This is a genomic window from Bradyrhizobium murdochi, from assembly GCF_000472965.1.
GTDB classification, from domain to species: domain Bacteria; phylum Pseudomonadota; class Alphaproteobacteria; order Rhizobiales; family Xanthobacteraceae; genus Bradyrhizobium; species Bradyrhizobium murdochi.
The window spans coordinates 1-14,804 of record NZ_AXAU01000046.1 but is presented as its reverse complement, the minus strand read 5'-3'; the positions used below and the strand labels follow the sequence as shown (position 1 = coordinate 14,804).

The window sequence follows — 14,804 nt, the reverse complement described above, 5'->3', positions numbered from 1 at the left end:
GAGCGATCGCGCAAACCATCGACACCTTCCGCGCGGAAGCGTTCGACCCATTTGGCGACCGTCTTCGCTGTGGTGTTGAACTGACGGCCGGCCGCGGCCTTGCTCAGCCCGCCGTCGACTACGCTCCGCGCCATCGCCTCTCGACCTTTCGGTGTCAGAGGCGCATTCTTATGGGTGTCCATTCGGTTCTCCCCTCAGAATCTGAAGCTTCAGCAACCTCAGCTTCCTCGGTCAGGGCCGAATGGACAACCTCCTGAAAGCTCACAACTAGCGACAGGGCCGTGGTCGCGCTGCCCTGCAGCATATCGGGTGACCACGGCCTGCCGGTGAAGTGATACGAGACATGCGGCTATTGCCCTTGTCTCCTTGTCCGATCGGACTACCTTCCGGGACATTATTCAGCGAGGACGTCCCGATGAGCACCCTAAAACCCCTCAAGATCGACATCGTCTCCGACGTGGTCTGCCCCTGGTGCTACATCGGCAAACGCCGGATCGAGAACGCCTTGGCGCTGGTGCCGGATGTTCCCGTCGAAGTGCGTTGGCGGCCGTTCTTCCTCAATTCCTGGGTACCGCGCGAGGGCATCAGTCGCGACGAATATCTCACCGCGAAATTCGGTTCGGTCGAGGCCTACAAGGGTATCGCAGGCCGCGTCGTGGCGGCTGCGGGCGAGGAGGGGCTGACCTACCGCCCTGAACTCGTGAAGCGCCAACCCAACACCATCGACTGCCACCGCCTGATCCACTGGGCTGAGGCCCAGGGAAAATCAGCCGAAATGAAGCAGCGCCTGATGGAATTGTACTTTCGCGATGGCGGCGATCTGACCGATGTCAACGTGCTGGTGCAGGCCGCGGCCGATGTCGGCCTCGACGCCGACGATGTGCGCAAGCGTCTTGCCACCGATGAGGATGTTGCGCTGATCTCCGGCCAGGCTCAGGAAGCGTCCGACAAAGGCATCTCGGGCGTTCCCACTTTCGTCTTCGCGCAGAAATATGCAGTGTCCGGCGCCCAGCCGGCCGAGCAACTCGCCCGCGCGATCCGGCAAGTTTCCAGCGAGATCAACGCGCGGGCCGCGGAGTAGCCGGGGGTTCTTCTCCCTCGCCCCGCTCTTGCGGGGTCGAGACGAGCGAAGCTCGCTCTGAGAGGATCGGGGTGAGGGGGCTCTCTCCGCACGGCTCAGTGTAGCGTTTGACGGGAGTGCTGCCCCAAACAACAAACAGCAAGAAACTTGGGAGGCAATCATGATCTACGAACTGCGCACCTACACCTTAAAACCCGGCACGCTCGGCGACATGATCAAGGCCGCGAGTACGATATCGCGCCAGATCCGCAAGGACGATTACGGCAAGCTCGAAGGCTACTGGTCGACCGAGATCGGCCCGCTTAATCAAGTTCTGCACATGTGGAGCTACAACAGTTTTGACGAGCGCGCCCGGTTGCGCGCCGAGCTTGCGAAAAACCCGCGCTGGACCGGCGAGTACGTTCCGCTGATCCGCCCCTGGTTGGTCCGTCAGGACATCCGCCTGATGAACGCGGTGAGGCCTCCGGTGGCCCCGGCATCGACGGGCAATGTCTATGAACTCCGCAACTACCGCGCCAAGGCGGCGGGCGGCCTCAAGCAATGGCTCGATGCATTCACCGCGGTACTGCCGGAGCGCGAAAAATATTCAAAGATCGTCGGCCTCTGGACCACCGAAGCGGGGCAGCCGAACGAAGCCTGCCACATCTGGGCCTATCCCAGCCTGAACGCCCGCGCCGAAGCGCGCGGGAACGCGATGAAGGATCCGGCCTGGCAGGAATTTCTCGGGAAGGGTCCCGGATTTCTCGACGAGATGCACTCGACCATCATGCTGCCGGCGCCGCATTCGCCGCTGCAGTGAGGCTGGTTACGCCCCCTTCAAATAATAGTTCGCGCGTTTGCCGAGCGCGATCCGCCGCAGCACGCGGCGCATCGCCATCGAGGCGCGCAGCGGCTTTATCAGGGTCGTCACGGTGCGATAGAACGCCAGCTTGAGCGCGTCGAGCAGCGGCTGTTTGCCCGGCGGCTGCTGCGGCAGGCCGATGCTGCGCAGCATCGAATTGAAGAAGTGCAGGTCGTTCATCCGCCGCACTTCGCGCGTCTTCCAGGTGATCGCCATAGAGATCGAGAACGAACCTGCGGTGCGCACCCAGTGCGGCCATTGATACGGCACATAGCAGCCCTCGCCCGCGAACAGGTGGAATTCCTTGCCCAACGGAGCAAGGCTCTCGTCATATTTCAGGTTGCGATGTTTGGTCATCGAGCGCTCGATCTCGTCGTCGGAGACGATCGAACGGTCGGTGTTGTCGAAGATCGTGAAGAATTTTTCGCCGTGGATGTGCACGAAGAAATTGTCTTCGCTGTCGAGATGAAAGGGCGTGGTCGAATTCGGCGAGGACACGAACAGGAAACCTTCGACCTGCTCGAAGCCGGCATCAGCCAAGCTGTTGAAGCCGCGGGCGCGGGTGACCGACAGCAGCGTGTCCTCCAGCAGCGCCCAATATTCCGGCGAATTTTCGATCCGCTTGAGCACCATCCAGGCGCCGGCGGTCTCGATGCTCTTCACGACTTCGACGGGGTCGAGGTCGACGGAGGGAATCGCATCCGGATCCTGGCTGATCGCGACCTTGCCGGAATTATATTCGATCAGGTCGCGTGGCAATTCGGAAGCCAGCTGCGCGATGCGTGGCAGCGTCAGCAGCGGATGGCCGGCGAGCTTGTGGCGGATCGCGAACGGCTTTAGCGGAAAGTCGCGGCGGAGCGCGTCATGGTCGGCCGTAATGACGGGCGCTATAGCGGTGAGCGTATTCATTTAGGATTTCTCCCGACTCTTTCTGATGAAATGGACGAGACGCCGCGCCGGCTCGCGGATTGCCGACCGCAAGGGGAGCGCGGCGCGAATCAACGCCACCACCGGATCGTTCCGCCGCAGCGGAATCAACACGTCGCCGATCGCAAGGCGTCCGCGCCAGATCGGGTTGATCATGGGATGGTCGGGATTTGCGGTGGAATCCACCATGGCAATGGCTGGATCGGCGCAAAGATGCTGCGTCAGCTCCAGCGTCAATTGCACGCCCGGCGAAAACTTCGCAAAGCGCTCGTCGACGCCGAGCTTGAAGTAGAAGGCGCGATCCTGATGGCGCAGCACGATCGCTGCCGCTACCGGTATGTCGCCGGCGCGCAAGGTCACGATCTCGCATTGGCCGGTCTCGGCCAGCGCCGACGTGGCGCGGCGGACGAACGCGGCATCGCCCTCGTGCTGGCCGAGGGCCGTGCCACGCTGGCCCTTCCAGCCGCTGGCTTCCAGTACCAGGAAGGTTTCGACGGCGGCAGCGATCTCGCCGGGCGTCCGCGCCACGTCGAAATGGACGGCGCCGTGCTCGGCGAGGCGATTGCGCTGGCGGCGCAGTTCTTTCAGTTTCTTTGCGCCGAGCGCTTCGCGCAGCACTGTATCGGCGTCGGCCGTGGCATCGAGGCAGGCGCGGACATGCGATTGCAGCACCAGCGGCTGCATGTCGCCGCGATGCAGCACATTGCTGAAGGCCTTCATGGCCGCGCCATCGAGCGGGGTGGCACGGAAAATCAGCGCATGCGCGCCGGCCCGCCGGGCCCGGCGCAGGATGCTTGTGACGGCTTCCTCCGCCATACCAGCGTCGAGCAGCGGCGTGCAAAGCGTGCCGTAGGGATCGGCGCTGACCAGAGCGGGCAGCGGGATCTTGTAGGCGCGCCACATCGAGATCACGGGCGCTAGGCCGATCAAGGTGGATGCATCGCGCCACGCGCCGAGCGCGGCGACATTCGAACGGCCCCGCGCCGAAGCATTCACGGCCAATTCCCATTCGGGCAAGTAATAGCCGTTCGGCTCGGCGGCGCCGTCGGTGAGTGCGCGCCATTGGGGCGCGGAGATGCCGGTAAGCGGCGTCAGCGCCTCGCCGATGGCTGGCGCATTTGCCTCCTTGCTCGATGCCCGGCGCACCGTCGATATGTCGGCAATATCGGCCACTTTCCCCGTATCCCCATTCGCGATTTATGTGGCGACGACGCCTTGAGGGCATTCCTTGGCCATCGCGTTCACAGTGTGACCCTAGCGAAAAGAGTTGGAAAATAGCGTTGCTGCGACGCTCGGATTTGAGGTGTCGCGTTAACCGATCGTTCAGCCTGACAAAACCGCTCGGCCGTCACGCCACCTCGGCGGCTACGGGAGCGGTCAGGAATCTGGCTTCAAAATCCCGAGCGGGCATCGGCTTGCCGAAGAAATAACCCTGTCCCTCTTCGCAGCCCATCCTGACCAGGCAGTCGGCCGTGGCGCGGTCCTCGACGCCTTCGGCGATGACGGACAGGCCGAGCTGCTTGCTCAGTCCGATGGTCGAGCTAACGATCGCCGCGTCGTCGGGATTGGTCAGCAAGCCCAACACGAAAGACCGATCGATCTTCAGCCCGTCGAGCGGGAATTTCTTCAGATAGCTCAAGCTGGCAAAGCCGGTGCCGAAATCGTCGAAGGACAGGCGAACGCCAAGCTCCTGAATCTCGAGGAACGTTTTCAGCGCGCTCTGCTCATCGTGGAGCAGAATATCTTCGGTGACTTCGAGCTCGAGGCTGGTTGGACCCAAGCCGGTGCTGGCGAGCACCTGCGCGACCGAGACCGCGAGGTCACCGGACTCCAACTGCGACGGCGAGAGGTTGACGCCGATGCGGAGTTTGTGTCCCGCGCGTTCCCAGGCGGCTCCCTGGGTGCAGGCGGTTCGTAGAACCCATTCGGCGATCCGCTCGGAAATCGGAGAGGTATTGACGACCGGCATGAACTCGCCCGGCGAAACCAGGCCCCGTACGGGATGACGCCAGCGGATCAGGGCTTCCGCACCGATCAATCGGCCGTCGGCCAGATGAAATTGTGGTTGGTAGAACAATTCGAACTGATTGCGCTCCGCGGCCAGCGCCAGCTCAGCTTCCAGCGTCAGGCGCGTCTCCAGTTGGCGGCGGATCGAGTCTTCGAACAGCACGTGGCCGCCGCGGTTGGTCGCCTTGGCGCGGCTCAGCGCCAGATGGGCGTTGCTGAGGAGTTCGTCCGCCGTTCGTCCATCGCCTGGGCAAACGGCGGCTCCAATGCTGACCTTGACGCGGAGGTACCGGTTTCCGGCCAGCAGCGGCGCGTCGAAGCCGTCGCCTATCTGTTCGGCGAAGCGGCTGAGGTTTTCTCCGATGTCGCTGGTCGGAACGGCGATGGCGAATTCGTCTCCGCTCAAGCGGGCGACCAGACCCGCGGACGGAACGGCCGCCGTCAGTCGCTGCGAAATGGCACGAAGCACGAGATCGCCACAAGTGTTGCCGAGCATGTCATTGATCTGCTGGAAGCCGTCGATACCGATCACCAGCAGTGCCACCGTGCGGCCGTCCGTCTCGACCGCGGAAATTTTGGCCTCGAGCTGGACGTGAAGCGTGTTGCGGTTGATGAGCCCCGTCAGCGTGTCGTGTTCCGCAAGATATCTCATTCTCTCGGCTGCGCGCTTGCGTACCGAGATGTCGCGCAGGATCGCGCCGAATTGAAATCCGTCGGTGCCTTGCCAGCCGGAGAAGGAGGCTTCGACCGGAAACACCTCGCCATTGCTGCGGCGTCCGTCGAACTCGACCACCGACCCGGCAGCCAGATGTGCCGCGTTCTTGATGGAGAAGGCGGATGTGGCCGGGGCTTGGTCACGTGCGCAAATCTCGTCGAACGGCCGACCGATCATCTCTTCGGGCAGATAGCCGAAGATCGCGGTCGCGCCCGGATTCCACACCGTGATCAAATAGTTGGAGTCGGTACAGATCAGGCCGTCGCCGAGCGACATCGCCACGCGCTGAAAGCGGCTCTCGGCGACCCGGCCGAGCAGATCCCTGATGTCGATTTCGTCGAGCGCGATGGCCGCGATGTAGACGATGATAGCGATGTGAAATAGCGACGTATCAAGAATGAGCGGGAACGCCGTCTGCAAGGCAAACGCGCCTGCCTCGAGTGTGAACGCCGTTGCGCCGAGCAGCGCGACCCGCTTGCCGGCGGTGAGGCGGCGCCACGAGAACAGCATCAGCAAGGCGAGCAACGCCAGGCCGGCCGCGGTGACGACGCCCGAGGTCCATTGCAGCGCGCGGTTCTGCAGCAGCGACTCCGCAGCCAGCGTCTGCAGCACCGGGCCGGACAGGATCGCACCGTTCGGCACGCTGAAGCGGTCCCCAAGTTCGAGCGCAGTGCCGCCGATGACGACCTTCTTGCCCCTGAGTTTTTGCAGTGTCGCCGGGTCGCCGTTCAGAACGTCGGCAAAAGACACTTTGGGGATTCCGGCCGTTCGGATGCTGAAGTCGATCAGAAAGGGGGTCCGCTTTTCGGCGTATTGGCCGGCGAGCAGGGCAGCCATCGAGGGTACGAATTTGCCGTCCAGCTTCTCACCGAACGGATAACGCCGGACGAGGCCATCGGGCCCGACCTCGACATTGACGATCGCTGACCACGAATGCTCGGCGAATTGCGGCAGCGGGCGATTGATGTGAAGCGTCGTCCTGTCGGTGCGGGGTTGCTGGAAGGAGGGCAGCACCACCGATCCGCCGGCGCCCTCGAGGGCTTCGGCAAACTTTCGGTCCGAGGACGCATCCGAAGGTGACGAGAAGTCGACATCGAGTGCGATGTCCTGGACGTCCGCCTTCTGAAGCTGCCGGATCAATTCGGCGTGGAGCAGGCGCGGCCACGGCCAGACGCCGATCCTGTCGATCGACGATGCGTCGATCGCGATCACCACGATGTCGCCGCTGACGTGTCGCGACTGCCAGGCAAACCGTAGGTCGGCCAGGGTGTTGCGAAGCGAGCTGTGCCAGCCGCCCGCCAGGACGATTGCCAGCGCGATCGTCACGAAAATATGCGGCCGATATCGTTTCACTTGGTCACCGTTCTGGTGTTTCGGGTTTGACTGGTCGTTCGGTCCCGGGGAAACCGGCTCTTGCAGTTGATTCTACGGCTAACGGCCTCTTCCGTGTCCGCTGGCATGACCGTTGCTGCGGCCACTGCCGTTAGCTGCGTTGCCGCTTCCAGTGGCAGCAGTCTCGTTGCCGCTATTGCCGCTGCCGCCATTGCCATTGCCGTTACCAGTTCCGCTGTTGCCGTTGACGCTATTGGTGTTACCTCCGGCGACAGCCGCTACCGCGCTTGCATTTGCTCGACCGGCGGCACTGGCGGCGGCTCCGTTGCCATTATCTCCTTGACCATTGTTGGCGGCGGCCATGTCCGTGCCGGGAGTTGATGAACTCCAGACCGTATTGGGTTCGGAGGCGCCCCGCGCCGCGCCGACCGAAGCCGAACCGCCATGGGCGAGACCGTTGGTGACGCGATGGAAGTTCACCCGAACTTCGCCGATCGACGAGGAGATGCGAGTGACGCCATGTTTGGCGGGATGGGCGTTCGCATGCTTGTTTTGTCCGTTGGCCGCATGACGCGGCGCGGAGAGACCGTTGCGCGGCACCGGCACGCGCTCGATCGAAGGTGCGCGCGGCTTGCCGTGCTCGATCGGGGCGAGGACGCCGGCTCCGCCCAGCGACAGCCCGGTCTTGCCGTTGGCGAACGCGATCGCATGCTGGCCGGCCATCACTTGCGCGATCTGACCCGACTTGAAATCGGCGACTTCGACCTGACCGCGGATCACATCGACGGTGGTCTTGCCGGCGTTCACGGTGACGCGGAATTGCGTGCCCTTCACCACGGCGGCGAGGTAGGGCGTTTCGACCTCGAAATGCTTGACGTTGCGTTTTTCGACGTCGAGCAGGATCGAACCCGCCTGCTGCACGATCGTGGTCGAAAGCCCTTCCTTCTTATGGGCGGGGACGCCGACCACGGAATTCGGCGCGACCATGATCATTTCCTCGCCGCGCTTCAACAGGACGCGACCGGTGCGGCCGGTGCGAACCGTATCGCCCGGCTTCAACACGTCTTCCTGTTTGATCGATGCCTGCTGCACGCCGCTGCCCGTGAGCCAGACCTCGCCGGAAGATTTGCTGACGGTCCACTCGTCGCCATCGGCCGCGTAAGCGGCGGAAGCCGTCGCCAGGGAGAAGATCGCCGCGAGTGTTCTCGAGACGTGAGGGATCGCACGCATGAAACGCTCTCCGATTGCCGCTTTATCCCGGACGCTATTGGAAATGTTTCAACATTGAGTGAGCGGAAGCCGTGCGCTGTGAGGGACGCGTTAACCATTCGTTGACCATAATTTTCTATTAAAAATCAGATGGCTAACAGTTCCGCTCACGATTCCGATTCCTTGTCCGTACAACTACGGAAGTGGGCCTGTTCAGCTTTGTCCCGTGTGGTTAGCCTCGGGTTGTGGACTTCGCTCGCCTGTTTTCCGGCCTACGCGCAGCAAGCGCATCAGCCCGGTTATGATCCGCGGCAGACTGAAAAGCGTTTCGAGGACCAGCAATCCAGCCAGGGCGCGAACGGGCGGCCCAGACTGCCGTCGCCGCAATTTGCCGAGACGAAGGGGCAGGGAGACACCAAGCCGCTGTTCGTGCTTCGGCGCGTCTCGATCAGCGGCGCCGTTGCGATACCACAGGACCGGCTGGTGACGGCGTATCAACCCTACATCGGGAAAAAGGTGTCGCAGGCCGACCTCGCGGCGATGGCCAGTGCGGTCAGCGAGGTCTATCGCGCCGCCGGCTTTCACCTCAGCCGGGCGATCATCCCGCCGCAGGATATCCAGAGCGGCGAGCTTCGCATTCAGGTCGTCGAAGGCAGCATCACCGAGCTGATGCTGAAGGGTGACGGCGCCGACGAATTCGGCGTCCGCCCCATGCTCGATGCCGTACTGGCGGAGCGGCCCTCGCGGCTTGCAACGCTGGAACGGCAATTGCTGCTGATCAACGGCCGCCCAGGCGTGCGGATCGTGGACACCGCGATTGATGAGATCGGCACGACAACCGGCAATTTCCGCCTGATCGTCTCCGTGAAAACCTGGCACGTCTTCACATCGTTCGGCATCGACAATCTCGGATCCTCGTCGGTCGGACCGTGGCAGAGCTATGGGACGGCGGCGTTCAATTCCTATCTCGCGCCCGGCGATTCGCTCGTGTTCAACCTCTCGACCACGCCCGGCGATCCCAGGCAGCTCGCATTCGGCCGTCTGTCCTACGAAATGCCCGTCGGCACTGACGGCGCGCGTATCGGTGCGTACGGCTATTACAGCGAAGTCTGGCCCGGTGATTACCGCCGGCTCTACAGCGACAACATCAAGACCCACTCGTTCGAAGTTCGCGGCAGCATTGCTCCGTTGCAATCGCAGAAGTCCAGCCTGACGCTGACCGCGGCTGCGGGATTCACCAACGCCACCGAAAACGACGTGTTCGGCCTGATCTATGCCGATCGCATCCGCACCGTGAGTCTGGCGTCGGACTACCGCCTGCAGGATAATTTCGGCGGCACCAATTATCTGACGGTGAACTACCGCCAGGGCCTCGACATTCTCGGCGCCTCGCACAGCGGCGACGACTATCTGTCGCGCGTCGGCGCGTCCGGCACTTTCTCCGCGCTGAATTTCTGGTTCACGCGCTATCAGACGCTGACGGACGCATGGTCGGTGAAGCTCGCTGCCGCTGGTCAGGCGGCGTCCCGCCCGCTCTTCACCTCGCAGCAATTCTATCTCGGCGGCATTGCGTTCGGCCGCGGCTATGGCAGCGCCGAGATCAGCGGCGATAACGGCCTTGCGGGCACCGTCGAACTGCGCTTCGACCAGAAGACGAACCTGCAATATCTGAGCGGCTACCAGCTCTACGGCTTCGTCGACAGCGGTGTGGCCTGGAATGACGGCTATCAGCTCAGCGACGGCCTGTCGCTCACCTCGGCCGGAGGCGGCGTTCGCTTTTTCCTCGCCGAAGGCCTGCAAGCCGACATCGGCGCCGCCGCGCCGCTCAGCTACCGCGCGCCTGACAACCCCACCCGCGGCGCGCGCGTACTGTTCTCGCTGACCAGCGCGCTGAAGCTCTGCCCGGTGCGGGCGACGACGCGGTGTTTGTAGAGCTAGACCGGCTCGTAGCTCTCGGTCGCGCAGGTATCCTCGGCTTCGACCTTTTGGCGGTCGGCGATCGCGCCGTCGGAAATTTCGATCCGATAGGTCTGCGTGCCCAGCGGCTTGCCGGTCACCGAAACCACTTCGGCCTTGACGCAGGCGGTCCAGCCCGGGCCGCGGAGGTTGGGGCGCGGCTCGGAGACGCGGACCTGGGTCGGTTGCGAGGCCGCCACGAACACCGAATCGAGCTTTTGCCGCAGCAGCAGCTTGACGTCGGGCGGCGTCCCCAGCGCAGGCGGGTCGGGCGCCTTGCCTCGCATGAAGTCGGGCACGGGCGCGCGGACGTCGGCAAAACCGCAACCCGCAAGCGTCAGCGCCGCGCCCGCTACCAGCGCTATGTGAACCACGATCCGTCGCATCGGAGGTTGTTTTACCCCGGCGGCGCCATTTCGGACAGGGGATTGCCGTGCACATAACGATCTCGCGACTGTGATTTGGATCACTGCGCGGGATTCTGGGCCTGCGACAACGTCGCCGTCGAATGGGGCCGCCATCACGTCTCACAGGGCGCGGCCGGCTTGAACCTTTGGCTTCGAGGCCGTGACCAATCCGAAGCCTGCATTGTCGGGAGGTGGCATCATGTTCCGTCACGCGCTGCTCAAGCTGATGATTCCTGCGGCGGTTCTGCTGGGCGCCCATTCGGCCTCCGCCGAAAGTCGCCTCGCACTGGTGATCGGCCAATCCGCCTATCGCTCGGTGCCCGCGCTGCCCAATCCGGCCAATGACGCCAAGGCGGTCACGCAATTGCTGACCGATTCCGGCTTCGAGGTTTCGACCGCCGCCGATCTTTCGCAGAATCAAATGCGGGAGGTGGTCAGCGAATTCGCCGGCAAGGTGGCCGCGAAGGGCGCCGATACGATCGCCCTGGTGTTTTACGCCGGCCATGGGCTGCAGATCGACGGCGAGAATTTTCTGGTCCCGGTCGATATCGATCCGAAGCGGGAAGCCGACATTCCGATCCAGGCAGTACGCCTCAACGACATCCTGAACACGCTGACATCGGTGCCGAGCAGGATGCGTATCCTGATGCTCGATGCCTGCCGCAACAATCCATTCCCCGATCTCAAGACCGCCGGCAGCGGCCTTGCGCTGGTCGATGCCAAGGTCGGTGCGCCCGGCACGTTTCTGTCGTTCTCGACTTCGCCCGGCGCGGTCGCGGAAGACGGCTCGGGCTCCAACAGCCCGTATACGACCGCGCTGCTCGCGGCCGGCAAGGAGCAGGGGATTCCGATCGAGGAGACCTTCAAGCGGGTGCGGCTTGCGGTGAACAAGGTCACCGAAGGGCGGCAGACGCCGTGGGACAGCTCTTCGCTGACCGAGGATTTCCGCTTTTTCGGCGCCTCGGTCGCCGGACCCAAGCCTGCCGCAGCTCCGAAGAAGACGGTTGCCGAGTGGACGCGCGATCTGAAGGGCAAACCGGTCGAGGCGGCAAACGAATTGATCGTGGCCGACGGCACCGACGAAGCCTATGAGGCCTTTGCCGGCCTTTACCCGCAAACCTCGCTCGGGCGGCTGGCGCGGGACTGGCTGGTCCGTCACCGGCGCATGGTGGCGTGGAATAACGCTGTGCTGATCAATACCGCGTCCGCTTATCGTTCGTTCCTGACGCGATTCCCCGACAGCGATCTGGCCGCGACCGCGCGCAAGCTGGAGGAGCGGCTGCGCAACCGTCCGGATTTCGCGCCGCCTGCTATCGCCGCCGCAGCCGTGCCGCAAAACGTCGCGCTCGCCGCTCCGATGTGCCCTTGCAACGTCCAGCCGCCGCAGCAGCCGATCAAGGTCAATGCACCGGTCAAGCGCGTCGAGCCCGATCCGCCGAAGCGGGTCGATCGCAAGCCGCCGCGGCGTGTGCGTGAGCCGGATGACGACGTTGTGGTCGTTCGCCGTCCGCCCCCGCGCGTGGTCTACGAGGAGCCGCCACCGCCGCCGGTCAGCATCGGCATCGGGATCGGTCTCGGCGGATTCGGTGGCGGCCGTGGTGGCCACGGCGGCAACTATGGCGACGGCCGCCGGGGTGGATACTGAAGTGCCAATAGGGTAATCGATCCCGCAAGCGTGGGTTGCGCTTGCGGGGGCAGGATGCGAAATCCGGTTTGTCTGTTCGCTTTGATCGTTGCCATCTTCTGTGGGGGTAATCCGCTTCCTGCTTCCGCCTGGGAGCATTGGGGCGGCGATCGCGGCGGATCGCGATTTTCGCCGCTCAAGCAGATCACGCCCGACAATGTCGGCAATCTCGTCCGCGCCTGGGAATTTCGTACTGGCGATCTCGATCGCCGGCCGGTCGAGGCGATGAAGCGGACCAAGTTTCAGGCCACCCCGCTGCTTGTCGAGGACAGCCTGATCTTCTGCTCGCCTTTCAACGAGGTCATCGCGCTCGACCCCGGCAGTGGTGTGCCGAAGTGGCGATACGATCCTGATATCTCGACCGCCCAACGCCCGGCCAACCGCTACACTTGCCGCGGCGTAGCCTATTGGCTCGACGAGCGCGCCGCTGAAAATGCCGCCTGCCGCGCACGGATATTCATGGGCACCAACGACGTTCGCCTGATCGCGCTCGACGCCAGGACCGGCGTCCCCTGTGCCGATTTCGGCAACAATGGCGAGATCAAGTTCGCAATCGGTCCATTGGAGTGGCCCGGCGAATTCCAGATCACGTCGGCGCCCGTCATTGCCGGCGACACTGTCATCGTCGGCTCCGCAATTGCAGATAATCGCCGCGTCGAAGCGCCGCCGGGCACGGTGCGCGCATTCGATGCACGAACCGGGCAACCGCGCTGGAGCTTCGATCCGCTGGTGCATGATGGCGTGATTGCCGGCCACGCCAATGTCTGGGCGCCGATGTCGGTGGATGAGGAGCGCGGCCTGGTATTCTTGCCCACGTCCTCGCCGAGCCCGGATTTCTGGGGCGGCAAGCGGCCCGGCAATAACGACTACGCCAATTCGATCGTCGCACTGCGCGCGGAGACCGGCGAGCGGGTGTGGTCGTTTCAAACCGTGCATCACGACGTCTGGGATTACGACCTGCCGGCGCAGCCGACATTGGCGCGCATCGACACCGGCAAAGGCCTGCGCGACGTGGTGATCCAGCCCACCAAACAAGGCTTCGTGTTCGTGCTCGACCGCGACACCGGCGAGCCGGTGTGGCCGGTGGAGGAACGCGCGGTGCCGCAGGGCGGGGCCGAAGGCGAGCAGCTCTCGCCGACGCAGCCGTTTCCGACCCACGTCCCGGCGCTGCTGCCGCAACAGATCTCGGCCGACGACGTGTTCGGCCTGATTCCGTTCTGGGACAGCGGAGCCTGCCGCGCGCAGGTCGCCTCTGCCCGCAACGAAGGCCTCTACACGCCGCCGTCCACGCAGGGCACCGTGGTGTTTCCAATGACCGGCGGCGGCGTGAACTGGGGCGGCGTCGCATTCGATCCGGTCAGCCAGATTCTTTACGCCAACACGACGCGGGCGATTCACATTATCAAATTGCTTCCACGTGCCGCTATGGCCGATGGCTTCAACCCGCCGTCCGGTCACGACTTCGGACGGCAACAGGGCACGCCGTTTGCGATGACGCGCGCGGTTGCACTGTCGCCGCTGGGTCTGTTGTGCAACAAGCCTCCCTGGGGCGAGCTGGTCGCGGTCGATCTCAAGGCCGGCAAGATTCTCTGGCGATCGAGGGTAGGCACCACGGAAGATCGTGCGCCGCTCGGCATCGCTTTTCCCTTCGGCACGCCGCTCGTCAGCGGCGTCGCGATCACTGCCGGCGGCCTGGTCTTCACCGGCGCGATGGATGCTTATTTGCGCGCCCTCGACGCCCGATCGGGGCGGGAGCTGTGGCAGGGCCGGTTGCAGGTGCCGGGCGTCGCCAATCCCATGACCTACATGTGGAAGGGCGAGCAATACGTCGCGATCGGCGCCGGCGGTCATTCCGAGTCCGGCACCACGATCGGCGACAGCGTGGTGGCGTTCCGCCTGGCGCGGCCGGGCGAGACGCCCTCGCTGTGGTCGCGCACCATCGACCGGCCCGGTGGGCGATTTATGAGCGGGGCGATTGCGGTCGGGTTGGTGATCGTGGCGATGGCGATCGTGCTGTGGCGCTGGCGGCGGAGCAGGGCAGCGGCGTGAGTGGGTGCAACCACTAGTGCGTTCGCAGGGACGACGGAGATGCTTGGGCGCGTGGCAAATCAGTTCGTCGTCCCGTAGGGTGGGCAAAGCGACTTGTCCGCCGTAGCTCAACGAGCGAAGGCGGAAAGCGTGCCCACCATCGGGAAGCCTGCTCGATGATAATGGTGGGCACGGCGCAAGCGCGCCTTTGCCCACCCTACAATTTTCTAAAGCATCGCGAACGCGCTCGAGACCATCGCCACCGGCTTGTTGTCAGTGGCGGAAAGCAGCGTGACGCGGCCGAAGCTCATGGTGCGTCCGAGACGGACCACGCGCGCATCGGCCAGCACGTCGGAGGCAGAGACCGCGCGCATGAAATGCGTGGTCTGGTCGACCGTCGTCATTGCTGTGCAAGTTCACTAATTCGCTGATTGGATCGCTCCTCTGGAGGACGATCCGATGCGCGATAATAGCTATGACCGGACGATTGAACGCAATTACCTGCAGAAGTGGCGGTTTTTGATCCCGGAATATGAGGCGGTCAAGGCGGGTCGTTCGGCGGTGTTCAAGAGTGTTGGGGATTTCTACCGCCACCACGGAACCTGTTCGCAGACCTT

At 63.8% G+C, this 14,804-nt stretch carries 11 protein-coding genes and 1 pseudogene; 5 read left to right on the top strand and 7 right to left on the bottom strand.

Annotation, left to right across the window (positions count from 1 at the left end; genetic code table 11):
* Positions 1-182, bottom strand: a 182-nt coding sequence (locus tag YUO_RS45715; RefSeq protein WP_028351601.1) for a helix-turn-helix domain-containing protein, incomplete at its 3' end; no start/stop codon positions are given.
* A 233-nt stretch (positions 183-415) separates the two neighbouring features.
* On the opposite strand from YUO_RS45715, the gene YUO_RS0136700 reads away from it, so the two are divergent.
* On the top strand, positions 416-1,081 hold the full coding sequence (locus YUO_RS0136700) for a DsbA family oxidoreductase (RefSeq protein ID WP_028351600.1): 666 nt from the start codon (positions 416-418) through the stop codon (positions 1,079-1,081).
* A 160-nt stretch (positions 1,082-1,241) separates the two neighbouring features.
* Positions 1,242-1,880 carry an NIPSNAP family protein gene (locus YUO_RS0136695; protein ID WP_028351599.1) on the top strand — a complete coding sequence of 213 codons (639 nt, stop codon included), beginning with the start codon at positions 1,242-1,244 and terminating at the stop codon, positions 1,878-1,880.
* Between the two features lie 6 nt (positions 1,881-1,886).
* Here YUO_RS0136695 and YUO_RS0136690 read toward each other — a convergent pair whose 3' ends face one another.
* From YUO_RS0136690 to YUO_RS0136675, 4 genes are all read right to left on the bottom strand, one after another.
* On the bottom strand, positions 1,887-2,831 hold the full coding sequence (locus YUO_RS0136690) for a cupin-like domain-containing protein (RefSeq protein WP_028351598.1): 945 nt from the start codon (positions 2,829-2,831) through the stop codon (positions 1,887-1,889).
* Positions 2,832-4,022, bottom strand: a complete 1,191-nt coding sequence (locus YUO_RS0136685) for a GNAT family N-acetyltransferase (protein WP_028351597.1) — start codon at positions 4,020-4,022, stop codon at positions 2,832-2,834. It abuts the gene before it with no gap.
* A 175-nt stretch (positions 4,023-4,197) separates the two neighbouring features.
* The gene (locus YUO_RS0136680) at positions 4,198-6,924 is read right to left on the bottom strand and encodes an EAL domain-containing protein (RefSeq protein ID WP_028351596.1); all 2,727 of its coding nucleotides are present in this window, start codon (positions 6,922-6,924) and stop codon (positions 4,198-4,200) included.
* Positions 6,925-7,002: 78 nt separating this feature from the next.
* Positions 7,003-8,133 carry a FecR domain-containing protein gene (locus tag YUO_RS0136675; RefSeq protein WP_028351595.1) on the bottom strand — a complete coding sequence of 377 codons (1,131 nt, stop codon included), beginning with the start codon at positions 8,131-8,133 and terminating at the stop codon, positions 7,003-7,005.
* A gap of 129 nt (positions 8,134-8,262) precedes the next feature.
* On the opposite strand from YUO_RS0136675, the gene YUO_RS43155 reads away from it, so the two are divergent.
* On the top strand, positions 8,263-10,044 hold the full coding sequence (locus tag YUO_RS43155) for a ShlB/FhaC/HecB family hemolysin secretion/activation protein (protein WP_156908929.1): 1,782 nt from the start codon (positions 8,263-8,265) through the stop codon (positions 10,042-10,044).
* A 2-nt stretch (positions 10,045-10,046) separates the two neighbouring features.
* On the opposite strand, the gene YUO_RS0136665 is transcribed toward YUO_RS43155, so the two are convergent.
* The gene (locus YUO_RS0136665) at positions 10,047-10,442 is read right to left on the bottom strand and encodes a hypothetical protein (protein WP_235782954.1); all 396 of its coding nucleotides are present in this window, start codon (positions 10,440-10,442) and stop codon (positions 10,047-10,049) included.
* 232 nt (positions 10,443-10,674) lie between these two features.
* Here YUO_RS0136665 and YUO_RS0136660 point away from each other — a divergent pair, with 232 nt between their 5' ends.
* Both YUO_RS0136660 and YUO_RS0136655 read left to right on the top strand, forming a co-directional pair.
* Positions 10,675-12,120 (top strand): caspase family protein, encoded by a 1,446-nt coding sequence (locus YUO_RS0136660; protein ID WP_028351593.1) that lies wholly within the window; start codon positions 10,675-10,677, stop codon positions 12,118-12,120.
* Between the two features lie 54 nt (positions 12,121-12,174).
* Positions 12,175-14,208 carry a pyrroloquinoline quinone-dependent dehydrogenase gene (locus tag YUO_RS0136655; RefSeq protein WP_028351592.1) on the top strand — a complete coding sequence of 678 codons (2,034 nt, stop codon included), beginning with the start codon at positions 12,175-12,177 and terminating at the stop codon, positions 14,206-14,208.
* A 206-nt stretch (positions 14,209-14,414) separates the two neighbouring features.
* Here YUO_RS0136655 and YUO_RS43150 read toward each other — a convergent pair.
* A pseudogene (locus YUO_RS43150) lies at positions 14,415-14,591 on the bottom strand (hotdog domain-containing protein); the annotation flags it as partial.
* Between the last annotated feature and the right edge of the window lie 213 nt (positions 14,592-14,804).

Coding starts and splice junctions, on each gene's coding strand:
- YUO_RS0136655 (WP_028351592.1), top strand. CDS start 12,175: ATGCGAAATCCGGTTTGTCTGTTCGCTTTGATCGTTGCCATCTTCTGT.
- YUO_RS0136695 (WP_028351599.1), top strand. CDS start 1,242: ATGATCTACGAACTGCGCACCTACACCTTAAAACCCGGCACGCTCGGC.
- YUO_RS0136660 (WP_028351593.1), top strand. CDS start 10,675: ATGTTCCGTCACGCGCTGCTCAAGCTGATGATTCCTGCGGCGGTTCTG.
- YUO_RS0136700 (WP_028351600.1), top strand. CDS start 416: ATGAGCACCCTAAAACCCCTCAAGATCGACATCGTCTCCGACGTGGTC.
- YUO_RS0136690 (WP_028351598.1), bottom strand. CDS start 2,831: ATGAATACGCTCACCGCTATAGCGCCCGTCATTACGGCCGACCATGAC.
- YUO_RS43155 (WP_156908929.1), top strand. CDS start 8,263: ATGGCTAACAGTTCCGCTCACGATTCCGATTCCTTGTCCGTACAACTA.
- YUO_RS0136675 (WP_028351595.1), bottom strand. CDS start 8,133: ATGCGTGCGATCCCTCACGTCTCGAGAACACTCGCGGCGATCTTCTCC.